The organism is Achromobacter sp. GbtcB20 (assembly GCF_019091095.1).
GTDB lineage: Bacteria > Pseudomonadota > Gammaproteobacteria > Burkholderiales > Burkholderiaceae_B > Achromobacter > Achromobacter mucicolens.
This window is the reverse complement of record NZ_JAGXJZ010000015.1, coordinates 45,501-62,849: the sequence shown is the minus strand read 5'-3', so window position 1 is coordinate 62,849 and position 17,349 is coordinate 45,501. Positions and strand designations below refer to the sequence as shown.

At 65.7% G+C, this 17,349-nt stretch carries 19 protein-coding genes; 6 read left to right on the top strand and 13 right to left on the bottom strand.

Features of this window, described 5'->3' with window-relative positions:
- Positions 1 to 3 precede the first annotated feature (3 nt).
- The 5 genes from KVT32_RS19080 to cyoA all read right to left on the bottom strand — a co-directional run bounded on the left by KVT32_RS19080 (position 4) and on the right by cyoA (position 4,949).
- Positions 4 to 783 carry an SURF1 family protein gene (locus KVT32_RS19080; protein ID WP_175155196.1) on the bottom strand — a complete coding sequence of 260 codons (780 nt, stop codon included), beginning with the start codon at positions 781 to 783 and terminating at the stop codon, positions 4 to 6.
- Positions 783 to 1,208, bottom strand: coding sequence for a cytochrome o ubiquinol oxidase subunit IV (gene cyoD / locus KVT32_RS19075; protein ID WP_369818574.1), 426 nt, complete (start codon positions 1,206 to 1,208; stop codon positions 783 to 785). The genes KVT32_RS19080 and cyoD overlap by 1 nt, the downstream gene beginning before the upstream one ends.
- Entirely contained in the window at positions 1,205 to 1,846 is a 642-nt protein-coding gene (gene cyoC / locus KVT32_RS19070) for a cytochrome o ubiquinol oxidase subunit III (protein WP_056326198.1), read from the bottom strand. The genes cyoD and cyoC overlap by 4 nt, the downstream gene beginning before the upstream one ends.
- Complete coding sequence (gene cyoB / locus KVT32_RS19065) at positions 1,839 to 3,842, bottom strand: cytochrome o ubiquinol oxidase subunit I (protein ID WP_152382418.1); 2,004 nt, start codon at positions 3,840 to 3,842, stop codon at positions 1,839 to 1,841. Before cyoB ends, cyoC begins: the two co-directional genes overlap by 8 nt.
- 63 nt (positions 3,843 to 3,905) lie before the next feature.
- Positions 3,906 to 4,949, bottom strand: coding sequence for a ubiquinol oxidase subunit II (gene cyoA / locus KVT32_RS19060; RefSeq protein ID WP_175155195.1), 1,044 nt, complete (start codon positions 4,947 to 4,949; stop codon positions 3,906 to 3,908).
- A 221-nt stretch (positions 4,950 to 5,170) separates the two neighbouring features.
- Between cyoA and KVT32_RS19055 the strand changes: the two genes are divergently transcribed.
- Positions 5,171 to 6,505 carry an MFS transporter gene (locus tag KVT32_RS19055; protein WP_056326974.1) on the top strand — a complete coding sequence of 445 codons (1,335 nt, stop codon included), beginning with the start codon at positions 5,171 to 5,173 and terminating at the stop codon, positions 6,503 to 6,505.
- 106 nt (positions 6,506 to 6,611) lie between these two features.
- Here the strand turns inward: KVT32_RS19055 and KVT32_RS19050 are convergent, their stop codons facing one another.
- Together KVT32_RS19050 and KVT32_RS19045 are read right to left on the bottom strand one after the other, a co-directional pair.
- Positions 6,612 to 7,655, bottom strand: a complete 1,044-nt coding sequence (locus KVT32_RS19050; protein WP_217618705.1) for a histone deacetylase family protein — start codon at positions 7,653 to 7,655, stop codon at positions 6,612 to 6,614.
- Between the two features lie 53 nt (positions 7,656 to 7,708).
- Complete coding sequence (locus KVT32_RS19045) at positions 7,709 to 8,287, bottom strand: YdcF family protein (RefSeq protein WP_152382415.1); 579 nt, start codon at positions 8,285 to 8,287, stop codon at positions 7,709 to 7,711.
- A gap of 214 nt (positions 8,288 to 8,501) precedes the next feature.
- Here KVT32_RS19045 and KVT32_RS19040 point away from each other — a divergent pair, with 214 nt between their 5' ends.
- Positions 8,502 to 8,903 (top strand): hypothetical protein, encoded by a 402-nt coding sequence (locus KVT32_RS19040; RefSeq protein ID WP_056326215.1) that lies wholly within the window; start codon positions 8,502 to 8,504, stop codon positions 8,901 to 8,903.
- 19 nt (positions 8,904 to 8,922) lie between these two features.
- Here the strand turns inward: KVT32_RS19040 and KVT32_RS19035 are convergent, their stop codons facing one another.
- From KVT32_RS19035 to KVT32_RS19025, 3 genes are all read right to left on the bottom strand, one after another.
- Positions 8,923 to 9,537 carry a hypothetical protein gene (locus KVT32_RS19035; protein WP_227741289.1) on the bottom strand — a complete coding sequence of 205 codons (615 nt, stop codon included), beginning with the start codon at positions 9,535 to 9,537 and terminating at the stop codon, positions 8,923 to 8,925.
- A gap of 54 nt (positions 9,538 to 9,591) precedes the next feature.
- Positions 9,592 to 9,987: a hypothetical protein gene (locus KVT32_RS19030; protein ID WP_217618704.1), complete on the bottom strand. Its 396-nt coding sequence runs from the start codon at positions 9,985 to 9,987 to the stop codon at positions 9,592 to 9,594.
- Positions 9,988 to 10,072: 85 nt separating this feature from the next.
- The gene (locus KVT32_RS19025) at positions 10,073 to 10,966 is read right to left on the bottom strand and encodes a LysR family transcriptional regulator (RefSeq protein WP_062839719.1); all 894 of its coding nucleotides are present in this window, start codon (positions 10,964 to 10,966) and stop codon (positions 10,073 to 10,075) included.
- A gap of 109 nt (positions 10,967 to 11,075) precedes the next feature.
- On the opposite strand from KVT32_RS19025, the gene KVT32_RS19020 reads away from it, so the two are divergent.
- Positions 11,076 to 12,062, top strand: coding sequence for a TerC family protein (locus KVT32_RS19020; RefSeq protein WP_062839718.1), 987 nt, complete (start codon positions 11,076 to 11,078; stop codon positions 12,060 to 12,062).
- Between the two features lie 176 nt (positions 12,063 to 12,238).
- A complete protein-coding gene (tam, locus tag KVT32_RS19015) occupies positions 12,239 to 13,012 on the top strand; it encodes a trans-aconitate 2-methyltransferase (protein ID WP_152382414.1) in 774 nt (257 codons plus the stop codon).
- 13 nt (positions 13,013 to 13,025) lie between these two features.
- Here tam and KVT32_RS19010 read toward each other — a convergent pair whose 3' ends face one another.
- Positions 13,026 to 13,832, bottom strand: a complete 807-nt coding sequence (locus KVT32_RS19010) for a helix-turn-helix domain-containing protein (protein WP_062839716.1) — start codon at positions 13,830 to 13,832, stop codon at positions 13,026 to 13,028.
- A 131-nt stretch (positions 13,833 to 13,963) separates the two neighbouring features.
- Between KVT32_RS19010 and KVT32_RS19005 the strand changes: the two genes are divergently transcribed.
- Positions 13,964 to 15,214 (top strand): MFS transporter, encoded by a 1,251-nt coding sequence (locus tag KVT32_RS19005; protein ID WP_175155191.1) that lies wholly within the window; start codon positions 13,964 to 13,966, stop codon positions 15,212 to 15,214.
- Here KVT32_RS19005 and KVT32_RS19000 read toward each other — a convergent pair.
- Complete coding sequence (locus KVT32_RS19000) at positions 15,135 to 15,467, bottom strand: protealysin inhibitor emfourin (protein ID WP_217618703.1); 333 nt, start codon at positions 15,465 to 15,467, stop codon at positions 15,135 to 15,137. The genes KVT32_RS19005 and KVT32_RS19000 overlap by 80 nt on opposite strands.
- Positions 15,464 to 16,528, bottom strand: a complete 1,065-nt coding sequence (locus tag KVT32_RS18995) for a M4 family metallopeptidase (RefSeq protein WP_180097978.1) — start codon at positions 16,526 to 16,528, stop codon at positions 15,464 to 15,466. Before KVT32_RS18995 ends, KVT32_RS19000 begins: the two co-directional genes overlap by 4 nt.
- Before the next feature lie 180 nt (positions 16,529 to 16,708).
- Between KVT32_RS18995 and KVT32_RS18990 the strand changes: the two genes are divergently transcribed.
- Entirely contained in the window at positions 16,709 to 17,344 is a 636-nt protein-coding gene (locus tag KVT32_RS18990) for a DUF4375 domain-containing protein (protein ID WP_180097979.1), read from the top strand.
- Positions 17,345 to 17,349: the final 5 nt, after the last annotated feature.

The window sequence follows — 17,349 nt, the reverse complement described above, 5'->3', positions numbered from 1 at the left end:
GGTTCAGGCCTGCCGGCGCGCGCGCTTTTCCTCGCGCACGAAGATCACCACGCCCACGATCACCATCAGCGCCAGCGCATACCAGGTGATGGCGTACGTCAGATGGTTGTTCGGAAAGTTGAGCATCGTCAGGCCGCCCACCGGTTCCCGCGCGGGATCCTTGCCGGGGCTGGACGCCGCATCCGCATCGATGAAGTAGGGCGCCACGTCGGTCAACCCGCGCGCCGCCGCGATGCCGGGCAGATCGCGCGAATACCAGAGGTTCGCGGCCGGGTCGTTGTTGCGCAGAAAGCCGCTGGCCGGCTCGCCCATGCGCAGCAGGCCCGTCACCTGGCCCGGGGCGGCGGGCTGGGCGGCATTGGCCGGGTCCTTGCGCCAAGCCGGCAGCACGAAGCCGCGGTTGACCAGCACGGTGCCGCCGTCCGCCAATTGCAGCGGCGTCATGACCCAATAGCCGCTGCCCAGTTCGGTCGCGGCCTGCACCAGCGTCTGCTTGTCGAAGTGGTACGTGCCGGCGGCGGTGACGTGGCGGTATTCCGCGTTGTCCTGGGTCAATTGCGCCCATTCGCTTTTGCCGGGGGCGGGCGTGGCGGGCGCGTGGGCCCGCTGATCCACCTGCGCGATCAAGGCGCGCTTCCAGGCCAGCCGGTGCACCTGCCAGGTGCCCAGGGCGCAAAGCCCGGCAAAGAGGGCGACCGCCAGCAACCCCAGGATGACCAGGGTTGCCTTGCTGCGCGGATGTCGGGAGGTGTCGCGTGAAGAAATGTCTTTGACTGCTGCCATCAGGGCATCTTGCGCATGTCATGCGGGGACATGGGCATCATGTTGGAGTTCAAGTGATACATGATCCAGATGGATCCGCTGAGCGTGATCACGACCAGCACCAGCGTGAATATTAACGCCAACATGTTCCAGCCGCTTTCGGACTTGGTGTCCATGTGCAGGAAGTAGACGATGTGCACCACGATCTGCACGACGGCGAACGCCAGGATCACCAGGCCCGTGACGCGCGAGCTGTCGATGACCCGGTCCATCACCAGCCAGAACGGGATCGCCGTCAGGATGGCCGCCAGCACGAAGCCGGTCATGTAGCTCTTGAAGGTGCCGTGGGCGGCGGCGTCGTCATCGTCATGGTGGCCATCGTGATGATCGTGGCCATGATGGCCGCCGTGGCCGGTGTCGGCCAGGTTATCCATGTGCGACGTCATGGCAGCACTCCCATCAGGTACACAAAGGTGAACACGCCCACCCAGATCAGGTCCAGGAAGTGCCAGAACATCGACAGGCACATCAGGCGGCGGCGGTTTTCCGGGATCAGGCCGTGCAGGCGGACCTGCAGCATCATCGTCACCAGCCAGACGATCCCGAAGGTGACGTGCAGCCCGTGCGTGCCGACCAGCGTAAAGAAGGCCGACAGGAAGGCGCTGCGCTGCGGGCCCGCACCCTGGTGGATGAGGTGCCAGAATTCGTAGATTTCTAGCGACAGAAAGCCCAGGCCCAGGATGCCGGTAACCGCCAGCCACAATTGCGTGGCGCCGATGCGGTTGCGCCGCATCTCCAGCATGGCAAAGCCATACGTGATCGAGGACAGCAGCAGCAGCGTCGTGTTCACCGCCACCAGCGGCAGGTCGAACAGGTCCGCGCCGGACGGCCCGGCCGCGAAGCTGCGGCCCAGCACGCCGTAGACCGCGAACAGGCACGCGAAGATGAGGCAGTCGCTCATCAGGTAGATCCAGAACCCGAGCAGCGTGCCGTTCTTGGGATGGTGTTCGCCAGGAACGTAGAAGACCGGTTCCTGAGCCGGCGCGGCGCCGCCGGGCATGGGGTGGGCGAGGGTATCAGACATGTTGCGCTAGCAGCCTTGTGCGGGCGTCTTCCGTGGCGACGACCTGTTCGGCCGGCACGTAGTAGTCGCGCTTGTAGTTGAAGGTATGGATGATCGACACCAGGATCAGCGCGGCAAACGCCAGCACCACCAGCGGCCACATGTGCCAGATCAGCGCAAAGCCCAGCACCACGCTGATCCCGGCCAGCACGATGCCCGCCCACGTGTTCTTCGGCATGTGAATCGGAATGAAGCCCTGCTGCGGACGCTGGTAGCCGTGCTGCTTCATCTGCCACCAGGCGTCCAGGTCATGCACCCGCGGCGTGAACGCAAAGTTGTACACGGGCGGGGGCGACGACGTGGACCATTCGAGCGTGCGGCCATCCCACGGATCGCCGGTGGTGTCGCGCAACTGGTCGCGGCGGCGGTAGCTGACCACGAGCTGGATGATGAAGCTGGCGATGCCGCACGCGATCAGCAGCGCGCCAAAGGCCGCGATCTGGAACCAGATCTGCAGCGACATGTCCTCGAAGTGGTTCACGCGGCGCGTCACGCCCATCAGGCCCAGCACGTAAAGCGGCATGAAGGCCACGTAAAAGCCCACCAGCCAGAACCAGAACGAACACTTGCCCCAGAACGGATCAAGCTTGTAGCCGAACGCCTTGGGAAACCAATAGGTGATGCCGGCCATCAGTCCGAACAGCACGCCGCCGATGATCACGTTGTGAAAGTGCGCAATCAGGAACAGGCTGTTGTGCAGCGCAAAGTCGGCGGGCGGCACGGCCAGCAGCACGCCCGTCATGCCGCCGATCACGAACGTGACCATGAACCCGAGCGTCCACAGCATCGGCACTTCGAAGCGGATGCGCCCGCGATACATGGTGAACAGCCAGTTGAAGATCTTGGCGCCGGTCGGGATCGAGATGATCATTGTCGTGATCCCGAAGAACGAGTTCACGCTGGCGCCGGACCCCATGGTGAAGAAGTGGTGCAGCCACACCAGGTACGACAGCACGGTGATCACTACCGTGGCGTACACCATGGACGCATAGCCGAAGAGGCGTTTGCGGCAATAGGTGGACACCACCTCGGAGAAGATGCCGAACGCCGGCAGGATCAGGATGTAGACCTCGGGGTGGCCCCAGATCCAGATCAGGTTCACGTACATCATGGCGTTGCCGCCAAAGTCCGCGGTGAAGAAATTGGTGCCGACATAGCGGTCCATCGACAGCAGGGCCAGCACCGCCGTCAGCACCGGAAAGGCCGCCACGATCAGCACGTTGGTGCACAGCGCCGTCCACGTGAAGATGGGCATGCGCATCATCTTCATGCCGGGCGCGCGCATCTTCACGATGGTGACCAGCAAGTTCACCCCGGATAGCAATGTGCCCACGCCCGCTATCTGCAAGGCCCATATGTAATAGTCCACGCCTACGTCCGGACTGTGCAGTATCCCCGATAACGGCGGATACGCCAGCCAGCCGGTGCGGGCAAATTCCCCGACGAACAGCGACATCATCACCAGGATCACGCCGCCGGCGGTCATCCAGAAGCTGAAGTTGTTCAGGAACGGAAACGCGACGTCGCGCGCACCGATCTGCAGCGGCACGATGTAGTTCATCAACCCCGTGACCAGCGGCATCGCCACGAAGAAGATCATGATGACGCCGTGCGCCGTGAAGATCTGGTCGTAATGGTGCGGCGGCAGGTAGCCGGTGGAATCGCCAAAGGCCACGGCCTGTTGCGCCCGCATCATGATGGCGTCGGCAAAGCCCCGCAGCAGCATCACGATGCCCAGGATCACGTACATGATGCCGATCTTCTTGTGGTCGATGCTGGTGAACCATTCGTGCCACAGGTAGCCCCACTTCTTGTAGTAAGTGACGGAGCCCAGCACGACGATGCCGACGATCGCCACCACGAAGAACGTGACCAGCAGGATGGGCTCGTGGTAAGGAATGGCGTCCCAGGTCAGACGGCCGAAGATCAGCTTGGTGAGGTCAGGTTGATCAGGCATCTCGATTCCAGCAAAAAGACCGCGTTTACATGGCGCACGTGCCGAGCTGAAAAACCTGCCGCGCTACAGCAGCAATCCTTCGGTGGCCGTGCACATGGCGCCCACGTACTTGCGCGGCGGCGTGTCCGTGAGCCCCAGGCGCTCGCGCGTCTGGGGATCCAGGGTGGTCAGGTTATGCGCGCCCGGAATGCCGGCGCCGCCTTGCGAGTCGATCGCCATCGCGTCGCGCATGCACATGCGGTTGGGCTCGACGCATCGGTTCACGATGGCGTCGAACAGGCCCGGCGCAACGGTGGCGTAACGCTGCACCGGGTTGCGCTCGCTGGGTTGTTCAAGTTTCAGGTACGCCGCGCGGTCCAGCGTGGCTTGCGACTTGCGCGCCTGCCCGACCCAGTCGTCAAAGCCTTTCTGGTCCAGGCCATGGAAGCGAAAGCGCATGCCGGAAAACCCCGAGCCGCTGTAGTTGGCGGACAGGCCCTCGTATTCGCCGGGGTGATTGATGACGGCGTGCAGCGTGGTCTGCATGCCGGGCATCGCGTAGATCTGGCCGGCCAACGCGGGCACGAAGAATGAATTCATCACCGATGACGAGGTGATCTTGAACTGGATGGGACGATCGACCGGCGCGGCCATTTCGTTCACTGCCGCCACGCCTTGCTCGGGATAGAGGAACAGCCACTTCCAGTCCAGCGCCACCACTTCGACCACCAGCGGCTTGGTGTTGGGCGGCACCTCGCGGCCTTCGGACAGGCGCGCCAGCGGTCGGTAGGGATCGAGCTGGTGGGTGCTGACCCACGTGAGTGCGCCGAGCGCGATGATGATGAGCAGCGGCGCGGCCCAGATCAGAAGCTCCAGCATGGTGGAGTGGTTCCAGTCGGGATCGTAGGCGGCGTCCTTGTTGCTGGCGCGATAGCGCCATGCGAACAGCAAGGTCAGGATGATCACCGGCACGATGATGATGAGCATCAGGCCGGTGGAGATGATAATCAGGTTGCGTTGCTGCACGGCCACGTCGCCCGACGGCGAGAGCAAGACCGCATTGCACCCGGCGAGCAGCGGCAGGGCGGCAAACAGGATCAATCCGCGAAGCCTTGCGAAGGACGACATAGTCATACCCCGAAACGTAACCGTGCGAAGTAAACGAAACACTACGCTGGAAGCCGCGAAAAATCTAGGGTAAAAAGAGCAAAAGTATGCACGGCCGCGCATGCGGAGCCGTCCTGGGCCGTAAGGCTTGCGGGGTGCGGCATGATGCGCGTACTGTCATGCAGGTGTGTTGCAAGATCGTAGACAAGGCGTATTCAGATCCTTTTTTTGCGAGCGAATCCATGTCGACCACCACGCAATATCCTGGTCATCCCTCTCCCGTTTCCGGACCTGGGGCGATCAGCGGCGGGACCAGCCACGCCAAGGTGGCGCCTGGTGAGATCGCCGTGGGCGTGGTCGTGGGACGCGCCTCGGAATACTTCGACTTCTTCGTATTCGGCATCGCCTGCGTTCTGGTTTTTCCGAAGGTGTTCTTTCCCTTCGAAGCCCCGCTGGAAGGCACGCTCTGGGCCTTCGTCATCTTCTCCTTTGCCTTCATCATGCGTCCCATCGGCACGGCCGTGTCGATGGCGATTCAGCGCCGATGGGGCCGCGCCACCAAGCTGACCGTTGCCTTGTTCGTATTGGGCACCGCGACCGTGGGCATGGCGTTTCTGCCGGGCTATGAATCCATCGGCGTGCATGCGATCACCTTGCTTGCCGTGTTCCGCTGCCTGCAGGGGCTGGCGTTCGGCGGATCGTGGGACGGCCTGCCATCGCTGCTGGCGCTGAATGCGCCGCCCAATCGCCGCGGCTGGTATTCGATGATGGGACAGCTGGGCGCGCCGGTCGGGTTCATGGTGGCCAGCGCGCTTTTTCTTTATCTGCACGTGACGCTCACGCAGTCGGACTTTCTGGAGTGGGGCTGGCGCTATCCGTTCTTCGTGGCGTTTGCCATCAACGTGGTGGCGCTCTTTGCGCGGCTGCGGCTGGTCGTGACCGAGGAATACACGCAGCTGCTTGAAGAAGGCGAACTCGAACCTATCAGCATCCGCGAGATCGTCAGCCAGCAAGGCTACAACCTCTTCATCGGCGCCTTCGCCGCGCTGGCGAGCTATGCGCTGTTTCACCTCGTCACCGTTTTTCCGCTGTCGTGGATCGCTGTCAGCGGCACGCAACAGATTTCGGATGTGCTGATCGTGCAGATCATTGGATCGGTGATCGGCATCCTGGGCACGATCGCCTCCGGCTGGCTGGCCGACCGCATCGGCCGGCGCACGACGCTGGGGCTGCTGGCCATGCTGATCGGCGTGTTTGCGGTGGTGTCGCCCTGGCTGCTGGGCGGCGGGCCGAAGGCGCAGGATGCGTTCATCCTGATCGGCTTCGCGCTGCTGGGCCTGTCCTACGGGCAGGCGTCGGGCACGGTCACCGCCAACTTCACGCGCCGGTTCCGCTATACCGGCGCGGCGCTGACGTCCGACATGGCATGGCTGGTCGGGGCGGCCTTCGCGCCGGTGGTGGCACTGGGCCTGTCCGCGCGATTCGGGCTGGTGGCGGTCAGCGTGTACCTGCTGTCGGGTGTGGCGTGCACGCTGCTGGCGCTGCGGATCAACAAGGTGCTTGAGACGCGCGATTGAATGGGTGCCGCGGTTTTGCGGCGGTGTCTGACACTCTGGGGAGACGGTCTCGGGTTTGCCGCGGTGTGCATAGGGTGTCAGACACCTTTCAGACCTTCCAGAAGGTTCAGCCCAGATACCCTTGAAGCACATTCGCCACGTTGATGCCCACGTCCGCGACAGCATAGCCGCCCTCCATCGTGAACACCACGGGCAGCCCAAGCCCAGCCAGCATCTGACCGACCTGCAGATAGTCGGCGCTCTTCAATTTGAACTTCGAAATCGGATCGCCTTCGTAGGTGTCCACGCCCAGCGCGACGACCAGCGCGTCGGCCTTGAACGCGCGCACGGCGGCTATCCCCTGCTGCAAGGCGGCCGTCCAGGCCGCAAAGTCGCTGCCGGCGGGCAGCGGCAGGTTCAGGTTGCAGCCCTGGCCCGCGCCTTCGCCGCGCTCGTCGGCATAGCCCAGATAGAACGGATACTCGGTGGTCGGGTCGCCATGGACCGACACGGTGAACACGTCGCCACGGTTGTAGAAGATGCTTTGTGTGCCGTTGCCATGGTGATAATCCACGTCCAGCACCGCGACGCGTTGTGCCCCCGCGTCGCGCAGCGCCTGCGCCGCCAGGGCCGCGTTGTTCAGGAAGCAATAGCCGCCAAAGAAGTCCGGTCCGGCGTGATGGCCGGGCGGCCGGGTCAACGCCATTGCGGCGCGCAGGCCCTGGCCCTGGGATACGGCGCGCGCGGCGTCGATGGCGCAGGCGGCGCCTGCCGTGGCCGCTTCCCACGTGCCGGCGGTCAGCGGACAGCCGCTATCGAACGAGAACAGGCCCACGCGCGCCGCGAAATTGGTGGGCTCGATGTCGTGGCGAAATCCGCGCACCGGCCAGATCGACGGCAGCACATCGATGCCGGCATTGGCCGGATCCAGCGCAACCCATTCGTTCCAGGCGTTTGCCAGAAAGTCCACATAACGCGGCGTGTGCACCCGTTTGATGAGATCCATGTCCGGGCTGCCGGGCACGCGCAGTTCGCCGATGCCGCGCTGGCGCAGCGCGTCCAGTACGAACGCCAGCCTTGCCGGCGTTTCATGGCAGGGCACCAGTTTGCCGCGGAACATTTCGTGGCGGCCGCTGTGTTTGTTGTGAACGGGGTTGTGAAAGATCAGCACGATGGGAAGTCCTGGATGGATCAGGCGGGCGGATGCGCCCTGATGGTTCGCCCTTAGAGCGGCCGGAAAATATACAGCGCCACGGCGGGCAGTTCACGGAAAACGGAATAGAGGTCGCGCATTTCGAAAAATGCCGGATAGGCGCCGCCGACCTCGGCCACGCCCTGGCGCTTGAGCGCGAGCATCGTGCGCGGCACATGGAAATATTGCGTCACGGCCAGGGCCCGTGTGTAGCCGTGTTCGCGCATGTAGGCGCTGGCGTGACGGGCGGTGGCCCACGTGTCCACCCCCGCACTGTCGACGACGATTTGGTCCGCGGGCACGCCGCGCCCCAGCAGGTAGTCGCGCATGGCGGCGGCTTCGTCCGTGCCGGCCGGATCCACGCCGCCGCTGACGAACAGAATGCGGCATTGCGACGCGGCATAGCAGTCGTAGGCGCGGTCCAGCCGCGCGGCCAGACGCGCAGAGGGTTGTCCGCCGGGTTGAACGGTGTTGCCCAGCACGACGGCCACGTCGGCGTCGCGGGCGCCGGTCAGCAGGCCCGTCGCCGCAAGCGCCACGGCCGCCACCAGCACGATCGCCGCCAGAACGATCAGGGCGCGGGTCACGATTCGGCGGGGTGAAAATGTCATGGCGAAGGGCGAGTTCAGGGCGAGGGCAGAGCTTACGGCAAAAGGCGCGCCAGACGATGCCGGGGGTTGAACGATTACGGCTGCCTGGCCGGGAAGTCTGCGGCCCGCGCTAGCGGGGTAAACGCGCAGTGCGCGCCAGCAGGAGCTCGTTCATCCTGGTTAGAATGCCCAGATTGGCAACGCCCCGCGCCGTCGTGGCTGGCGCACCGTCCCCATGAACCTGCCGTTTCCCATCCGCCAAGAATGTCCTCCCGGCGCCTGTGTGTGCGACAGGGACCGGTTGCTGGCCAATCCGGCGTCTGACCTGCGCGTGCTGCGGCTGACCCGGGAAGAAGAAAAGCGCCTGGTCGCGCGGCTGGAAAACATCACCAGCCTGGACGACCTGCGGGCCATGCAGGGGCGCATCCAGGCCCAGCTTGGCATCGTCATCCACATCACGCCCAGCGAAAACGAGGTGCGGACCTCGCGCGGCATCTCGATTCAATTGGAAGAATTGCCCGGCCTGTGCCGCAAGACGCGGGCGTCGCTGCCCGCCGCGATTCGGCGCGGTTTCGACAACCGGCCCGAGATCGTCTATGCGCTCCTGAACGAGCGCGACCTCTTGAGCGGCACGTGATCGCGGTCAAGGACCGCGGTCAGTTCCCGCGAACGGCGGGGCAGGGCGCAAGCGGCACCACGTCCGCCGGCGCGCGCCCGGCGTCGGGTCGCGTGACGTCGCGTTTCTTGCCCGTGCGGGCGGGATAGATCAGCAGCACGGCGCTGCCGGGTTCCAGCTTGGGACTCTGCGCCGTGCCATAGGCCACCGTCCAGCCGCGCAAGGCCAGCGGCGCCAACGTGTATTGCAGGGCCGAGCCATGCGCGACATGGGCGACCTTGCCTGCGTAGAGTTCCTGTTGGGGGGTGTCGACGCCGTCGATGGTCTGGTAGGTGGCGATGCTGACCAACGCCGCGGACTCGCCAGGGCGCGCCAGCACGGCGGTCTTGTATTTGCCGGGCGGCACGTCCTGCAGGTTGACGGTGACCTGCGCGCCGCCCTGGCCGGCGGCATCCAGGTGCACGCCCACGACGTCGGCGTGCGAGAGCGTCTTGTCGCTGGTGTTGCGCACTCGCACGCTATATTGCCCCGATGTTCCCGTCACGGTGCAGACTGCCACGCCGTGGGGAGACGCTGCCTGGGCGGACGCCGCGCCGGCGCAGGCCAGCAGCGCCGAAAACGGCAGGGTCAGGCAGCGGGTAGATCGAGACAGCACGGCACGCTCCGGGTAAGGGCAGCGTACCGGGCGGCGCGTTGCCTGCCCCCCTTTTTACACCACTTGCCGCCCCGGGGCCTGCTGCTCGCGCTTGCCAGCCAGCCAGTGCAGGATCAGGGCAACCACCAGCAGGCCGGCCATGATGAAGCCCCAGAAGATCCAGCCGAGCACGGAGATCAGCGTGCCGAGGCTGCCTGCGAAGGGCAGCACCTGGTTAAGACCATGCGCGGCCCAGACCAGGCCGCCCTGCAGCGATTCCAGCCATGCCGGATCCACCCAGGGGGCCGCCCAGGCCGGCGCAACCCATTGCGAGGTGTCGACGGCGGAGCCGGGCACCTGCGTCGTGGCAATGGTGGCCAGCACCCAGTCGGTCAGTTGCAGGGTCAGCGCCACCAGCCCGGTCCAGAGCGCCGCGAGGACGGCAAAAGCGAGCCAGATGATTTTCTTCATTGATGTGGTACTCCGATGACTCAAAAAGAACCGCCACGATAGCGGCGATTCTATTTCCGAAAAACCAGAGTGGATGTGACAAACATTAAGATAAAACCGAAGTTTTGGCCTGGGAAAGAATCTCGCGGACCAGGGGATGGTGCTGGCCGCGGCGGTTGCGGATGGCGTGGATTTCCTCGTGCACGTCCTCGCAGCGCGCCAGCGGCCGCAGACCGCGCAACAGCGCGACGTCGTCCCCGCCCAGGCGGCTCAGCGGAAACACCCCCAGGCCCCGGGCCGCGAATACCGACATGAGCGCGCTGTCCTCGAATTCGCCCACCACGTTCGGATACACGTTCTGTTCGGCAAACCAGCGGTCCAGCGTCTGTCGCAGCACCGAGTGACCCGTGGGCAGCAGCACCGGCAGCCGCTCCAGGCAGCGTGGAAAATCCAGCGTGTCCGACTTGCGCACCAGCTTGGCGGGGCCGTACCAGTCCACGGGCGAGGACACCAGGCGGTCGCTGGTCAGCCGCAGGTTGGGGTTGGCGGGGGCGCCCTGGCCGGCCAGCACCAGATCCAGGTGATGCCGCGCCAGCTCGCCCAGCAGCTCCTCCACTTCGCCTTCATGGCAGGTCAGGTGCAGATCGGGCGTATGCAGCACGGGGCCCAGCAAGGCGTGGGCCGCCAGCTTGGAAATGCCGTCCGACAGGCCCACCGACAGCCGCACGACGGGCTTGGTGGCGGCCGCGCGCACCTCCTGCGGCAGCACTTGCCCGATCTGGAAGATTTCCTCGGCGCGGGCGAACGCCGCCTGGCCGGCATCGGTCAGCGCCACGCCGCGCCCGGCTGGCTTTAGCAACTGATGGCCCAGGTTTTTTTCAAGTTCCCGGACCTGGGCGCTGATCGTCTGGATGGCCATGTCCAGGCGCTCGGCGGCGCGGGAAAACCCGCCCTCCTTGGCAACCATCCAGAAGTAATACAGGTGGCGGTAGTTCAGCATGGGTGTCGGCTCACTTCGGTTTTTTCGAACCTTAACTCACTTTCAGGCTGATTTCTCCATTCCAGGCACAGCGGGATCATGGGCACCTTCGAATCTAGCGGGGTCAACCATGGACACTCTGATTACCTTCTTCAACGCCGATTTTCTCGGCACGCCGGCGTGGAGCTGGCTGCTCTTCGTCGGTATCGTCGTCAGCCTCCTGGCCTTTGACCTGGGCGTGCTGCACAAGGAAGACCGCGAGATCGGCGTGCGCGAAAGCCTGTTGCTGTCTGCCGGCTACATCACCGCGGCCGTGCTGTTCGGCGGCTGGGTCTGGTGGAACATGGGCGCGGAAAGCGGCATGGCCTACTACACGGGCTTCATGATCGAAAAATCGCTGTCCATGGACAACGTGTTCGTGATCGCGCTTATCTTCAGCTTCTTTGCGATCCCGCGCCAGTACCAGCACCGGGTGCTGTTCTGGGGCATCCTGGGCGTGATCGTGCTGCGTGCCACCATGATCGGCCTGGGCGCCGCCCTGGTCAGCAACTTCGGCTGGCTGCTGTATCTGTTCGGCGCGTTCCTGGTGTTCACGGGCATCAAGATGTGGATGATCGCGGACCAGACGCCTGACATCGCCACGAATCCGATCCTGAAGTTCCTGAAGCGTCACATGCGTGTCACGGACGACCTGCGCGGCAACGCGTTCATGGTGACCGAGGTCGATCCGGCCACGTCCAAGAAGGTGCGTTATGCGACGCCGCTGCTGCTGGCGCTGGTGCTGATCGAGTTTGTCGACCTGGTGTTTGCCGTGGACTCGGTGCCCGCGATCTTCGCCATCACGACCGACCCGTTCATCGTGTACACGAGCAACATCTTCGCGATCCTGGGCCTGCGTGCGCTGTACTTTGCCCTGGCGGCGATGATCCACCGCTTCCATTACCTGAAGTACGCGCTGGCTCTGGTCCTGGTGTTCATCGGCACGAAGATCTTCCTGGTCGGTTTCATCGGCAAGGTGCCTCCCGCGATTTCGCTGGGCGTGACCTTCAGCCTGATCCTTGGCGGCGTGCTGTTCTCGCTGTGGAAAACCCGCTCGGATGAACTGAAGCCGCAGTAACCCTGGCGTCCCGCCTTCCAACCGCCCGCCGGCGACAACCGGCGGGTTTTTTTATGGCGGCCTTTTTGTGCAGTCCATATGCAGCCGATATGGCAAGCGACGCCACTGTGAATTTGTCAGCGGAAAAGGCGAAGCGTACAGTCGGCGCTACCCCCATCGCCACGCAAGGAACGATCATGAACAGCTGGTCCGCCAAGCAGTATTCCGCCTTTGAAAACGAACGTACCCGCCCGGTGCGGGACCTGGTGGCGGCCCTGCCCAATCTGCTCGTCAAGCGCGCCGTGGACCTGGGCTGCGGGCCGGGAAATTCCACCGAAGTGCTGGCCAGCCGCTATCCGGACGCCGAGATCTCGGGCATGGACAGCTCGCAGGACATGATCGATGCGGCGCGCAAGCGCTTGCCGGCGCTGTCGTTCGAACTGGCCGACATCGCCACGTGGAATCCGCCGCAGCGCTATGACGTGATCCTTGCCAACGCCGCGCTGCAATGGGTGCCCGACCACGAGACGCTCTACCCCGCGCTGGTGGCCAAGCTGGCCCCCGGCGGTAGCCTGGCGGTGCAGACGCCCGACAACCTGGAAGAACCCGCGCATCGTCTGGCCAGGCAGGTGGCCGGCGAGGCGCCCTGGGAGGCCAAGATTGGCGGCGTCAAGCATCCGCCGCGTCACAGGGCGGCCTGGTATTACGAACTTCTCAAGCCGCATTGCGGCACGCTGGACGTATGGTGCACGACCTACCACCATCCGCTCGCGGGCGCCGCCGCCGTGGTCGAGTGGTTCAAGGGGACGGCCTTGCGGCCCTATCTGGACAAGCTGGATGCCGCCGAACAGGCCAGTTTCCTGGCGCGCTATCAGTCGTTGATCGAGCAGGCCTATCCGGCGCTGGCCGATGGCACCGTGCTGCTGCCGTTTCCGCGCCTGTTCATCGTGGCCGGTTCCAGACAGGCGTGACCCGCGCGCGCGTTCATGGCGGCGTGGCCTGCGGGTCGCTCTTGTCCGCGAAATAACGCGCGGGCGTCTTGCCCAGCGTCTTCTTGAACATCGTGATGAAGGCGCTGACCGACTCGTAGCCCAGGTCTTCGGCCGTGCGCTGCACCGACACGCCCGCCGACAGCCGTTGCAGCGCCAGGATGATGTGCAGCTGCTGACGCCAGCGGCCGAAGCTCATGCCGACCTCCTGCTGCACCAGCCGCGCCAGCGTGCGTTCGCTCATGGCGACGCGCTTGCCCCACTGTGCGACGGTGCTGCGGTCCGCCGGATCCGCGTTCAACGCGCCGGCGATTTCGCGCAGGCGCGGATGATCCGAGATGGGCAGGTGCAGGTGCTCGGTGGGCATCTGCGACAACTGGTCCATCAGCACGTCGGCCAGTCTGCGGTTGGCGGGCGCCGCCGCGTCGGCAGGCGCCAGGTTGGCCAGGTGCACGACCAGTTCGCGCACTAGCGGAGTGATAGCCAGCGTGCAGCATGCCGTGGGCAGGCGCGGCGCGTCGGCCGGCACGAACAGGAAGCAGACGCGGCCATTGGCCGTGACTCGGTTGCTGTGCGGCACGCCGCCGGGGATCCAGACGGCGCACTGCGGCGGCACCATCCACAGGCCTTGCGGCACCGAGCAGGTGACGCCGCCGCGCAGCGCCAGGACAAGCTGGCCCATGTGATGCCGGTGCGTCGGCGATTCGTTGTCCTGCTCGGCCGCATGCACGGGCATGGCGAACGCCCATTGCGTGGCGGAATCCGGATCGAAGGGGGCGGGCGGCGTGTCGGGCGTGCGCATGGGCGTCGGCGCTGCAAAAGGGGAATGTGGCCGAATTGCGGGAAAGGTTGTCATTATCTCGAAATTCGGTAAGGCGCGCGGCGCGTAAGCTGGTGGCCTTTCCGTTTCCCTTTGCCGACGCCCGAATGACCATGCACGTTTCCCGTCCTTCGACGCCACCCAGCCGCCCGGCGCTGCTGATCCTGGGCATTCTCTGCATTGCGATGGCCCTGCGCGCGCCGTTCACCGGCGTGCCGCCGCTGATCGGCCTGATCCGCGCCGAGCTGGACCTGTCGTCCGCGGCGGCCGGCATGCTCATCACGCTGCCGCTGCTGGCCTTCGCGGTGGTGTCGCTGTTCGCCGCGGGGCTTGCGCGCCGGTTTGGCCTGGAGCGCACGCTCTTTGCGGCGATGCTGCTCGTCGCTGGCGGTATCGTGATCCGCACGATGGGCGCGGCGGCGGGGCTGTACGCGGGCACGGCCATCATCGGCGCGGGCATTGCGTTGGGCAACGTGCTGCTGCCCAGCCTGTTGAAGCGCGACTTCCCGCAGCGCCTGGCGGGGCTGACGTCGGCCTACGTGCTGACGATGGGTCTTGCGGCGGGACTGGCCTCGGCCGTTGCGATTCCGCTTGCCAATCTGCCCCTGGGCGGCTGGCGGTTTTCGACGCTGTGCATGCTGGCGCTGCCGTTGATCAGCCTGCTGTTGTGGCTGCCCCAGCTTGCGGGCCACACGCCGCCCGCCGCGACCACCGCCCACGCGCCGCACGGCGTGCGTCTGTGGCGTTCGCCGCTGGCCTGGCAGGTCACCGTGTTCCTGGGCATCAATTCTTTCGTGTTCTATGTGGCGGTGAGCTGGCTGCCCGCCATTTTGCGCGACGCGGGTTACTCTGCCGAACGCGCCGGATCGCTGCATGGATTCATGCAGCTGGCGTCCGCGGCGCCCGCATTGTTCATGGCGCCGCTACTGCGCCGGTTGAGGGATCAGCGGGTTGCGGCGTTCTGCGCGGCGGGCGCGTCGTGCGTCGCGTTCGCGGGCCTGATCGCGGCGCCCTCGTGGGGCGCGTTGTGGATCGCGCTGCTGGGCCTGGGCACCGGCGCGGGCATCATCCTGGGCCTGGCGTTCGTGGGACTGCGCGCCAGCCATGCGCAGCAGGCCGCGGCGCTGTCGGGCATGGCGCAATGTGCCGGCTACCTGTTCGCCGCGACCGGCCCCGCGCTGGTGGGCGGCTTGCATGACAAGCTGGGCGGGTGGGGCGCCGCCTTGGGCGTGTGCGCGGCGTTGTGCGCCGTCATGGCGGTGACCGGGCTGTATGCGGGGCGCGCTATTCAGATTGGCCGGGCGGGCGCTTCCAAAGACGCACCAGCGTTTCCGGCGCATCGGCCTCCGGCACGTCAAAAGTGACCCGCGCGGTATCCGCGCCTCCGAATTCCACTTCCACGTGGAAGTAGCGCTGATCGCCGCCCGCGCCGGCGCTGCCGGGCATGGCTTTCGGGGCGGCATGCAGGATCGCGTCGCAGACCTCCTGCCGCACGCCAGGCGGGCAGGTGGCCATGTCGATACGGCGCGGCTGGGCAAGGCCGGGCAGGTATGCCAGGCCGCCCTCGCGGCTAAGGCGCACGAGCTGGGCAAGGTCGAGGGGCGGCAGTTCGATCATGGCAGCACGCCCACGGCCTTCCAGGCCTCGTCGATGGCGCGGCGCACGTCCGCTCCGTGTTTCTCGCCGGCGACCAGCAGCGTCAGGCCCGCAAAATCCTTGAACGCGGCATCGTGGCGCAGGCGCTTGTCGCACAGCGTGTCGTACCAGACGTGCCCCGCGCCGTTCCACGCATTGCCGTCCAGCGCCGTGGCGGCCAGATAGAACGCGCGGTTCGGAATCCCCGAGTTGATGTGCACGCCGCCGTTGTCGCGCGGCGTATCGACGTAGTCCCGCATGTGCGCGGGCTGCGGGTCCGTGCCCAGCACGGGATCGTCGTACGCGGTGCCCGGCTCGGCCATCGAGCGCAGCGCGCGCGCTTGCACGTTTTCCGTGAAGAGACCTTGGCCGACCAGCCAGTCCGCCTCCCGGGCCGTCTGCCCCAGCGAATACTGCTTGACCAGCGCGCCGAACACGTCGCACAGCGATTCGTTCAGCGCGCCGGGCTGGCCTTGGTAGAGGAGGGCGGCCTCGGTGTCGATCACGCCATGGGTGAGCTCGTGGCCGATGATGTCGACCGCGACGGTGAAGCGGTTGAAGATCTCGCCGTCGCCATCGCCGAACACCATCTGCGCGCCGTTCCAGAAGGCGTTTTCGTAGTCCTCGCCGTAATGCACCGTGCCGATCAGCGGCAAGCCATGCGCGTCAATGGAGTGCCGCTTGTACACATTCCAGAAAAGCTTGTAGGTCGAGCCCAGATGCGCGTAGGCCTCGTCCACCGCGGGATCGCCGCTCGGCCGTGCGCCTTCGGCGCGGACCAGCTTGCCGGGCAGCGTGGTGCCGTTGCCGGCGTCGTGCACGGCGCGGTCGGGCGTGCCCGCCGGCGCCACCTGGCGCGCCGGCGCCAGCGTCGCGCGAGGTGGCTGTCCCGCCATCTCGCGCAGGCTGCGCTGCTGCTGATCGATGATCATCGTCTTGACGGCAGGCATGCTGACGCGCGCATCGGTGTGCTGCGCAAGCCGGTCCAGCATGTATGGCGGGACCACTCCGATGAGGGGAGCGGACTCGGAAGGGCGGGGCATGGTCGATCTCCGACAAGCGCGCCGGATGGGCCCCGGCGCGGTCCTGTTTAACGTAGCAGATGGGTGAACAGGGAGCCGTAACAGGATGCGGCGCGATGCGCCCCGGCAACGGGCGCGCCTCGACAGCGCCGCGCCGATCCGGTAGGGTCTTGCGCTTTCCTGTCATGCCGGGCCCTTGCAATGCCGACTCCCGATTACCGCATCACTGCCCTGACGTTGACCGATACGCACGTGCTGTTGACGCTTGCCGACGGCCGCGAGGTCAGGGAGCCGATACGGCGGCATATCCGCCTGCATGAAGCCACGCCCGAGGCACGCCAGGCGTGGCAACTGGTGGATGACGGCCACGGCGTCGTGTGGCCCGCGCTGGCCGCGCCGGTGCCGCAGGGCATGCTCAACGTGCACGATCTGCTGTGGGACTTGCGATACGAGCAGGCCATGGCGGCGTTGCAGGCGGCCGGATGGAAGCTCGACCGCTTGTCCCCCACCGACCAGGAACTGGTTGCGCTGTGGCGCATGGAGGCGGACATCAATAACGGCGGCTTCATGCAGTTTCTGTGCAACTGGGGCGACGAGACCTGCCAGCTTGCCTTGCAGGCGCTGCGCAAGATCGGGGCCGTGCACATGCTGGACGTACTCTCGCGCATGCGCGCGCTGATCGACCGCTTCGAGGCGTCGCCCGAGGTGGTGCAGCTCAACGATATCTACGGCGCGATGACCGAGGCGGAGCAGGAAGAGCTGGAGACGCTGGACCACGCGTTCTGGGACTATCCCGATCCGCTGTCCCGGTTGGGGTTGCGCTGGTACGGGGCGTAAAACCG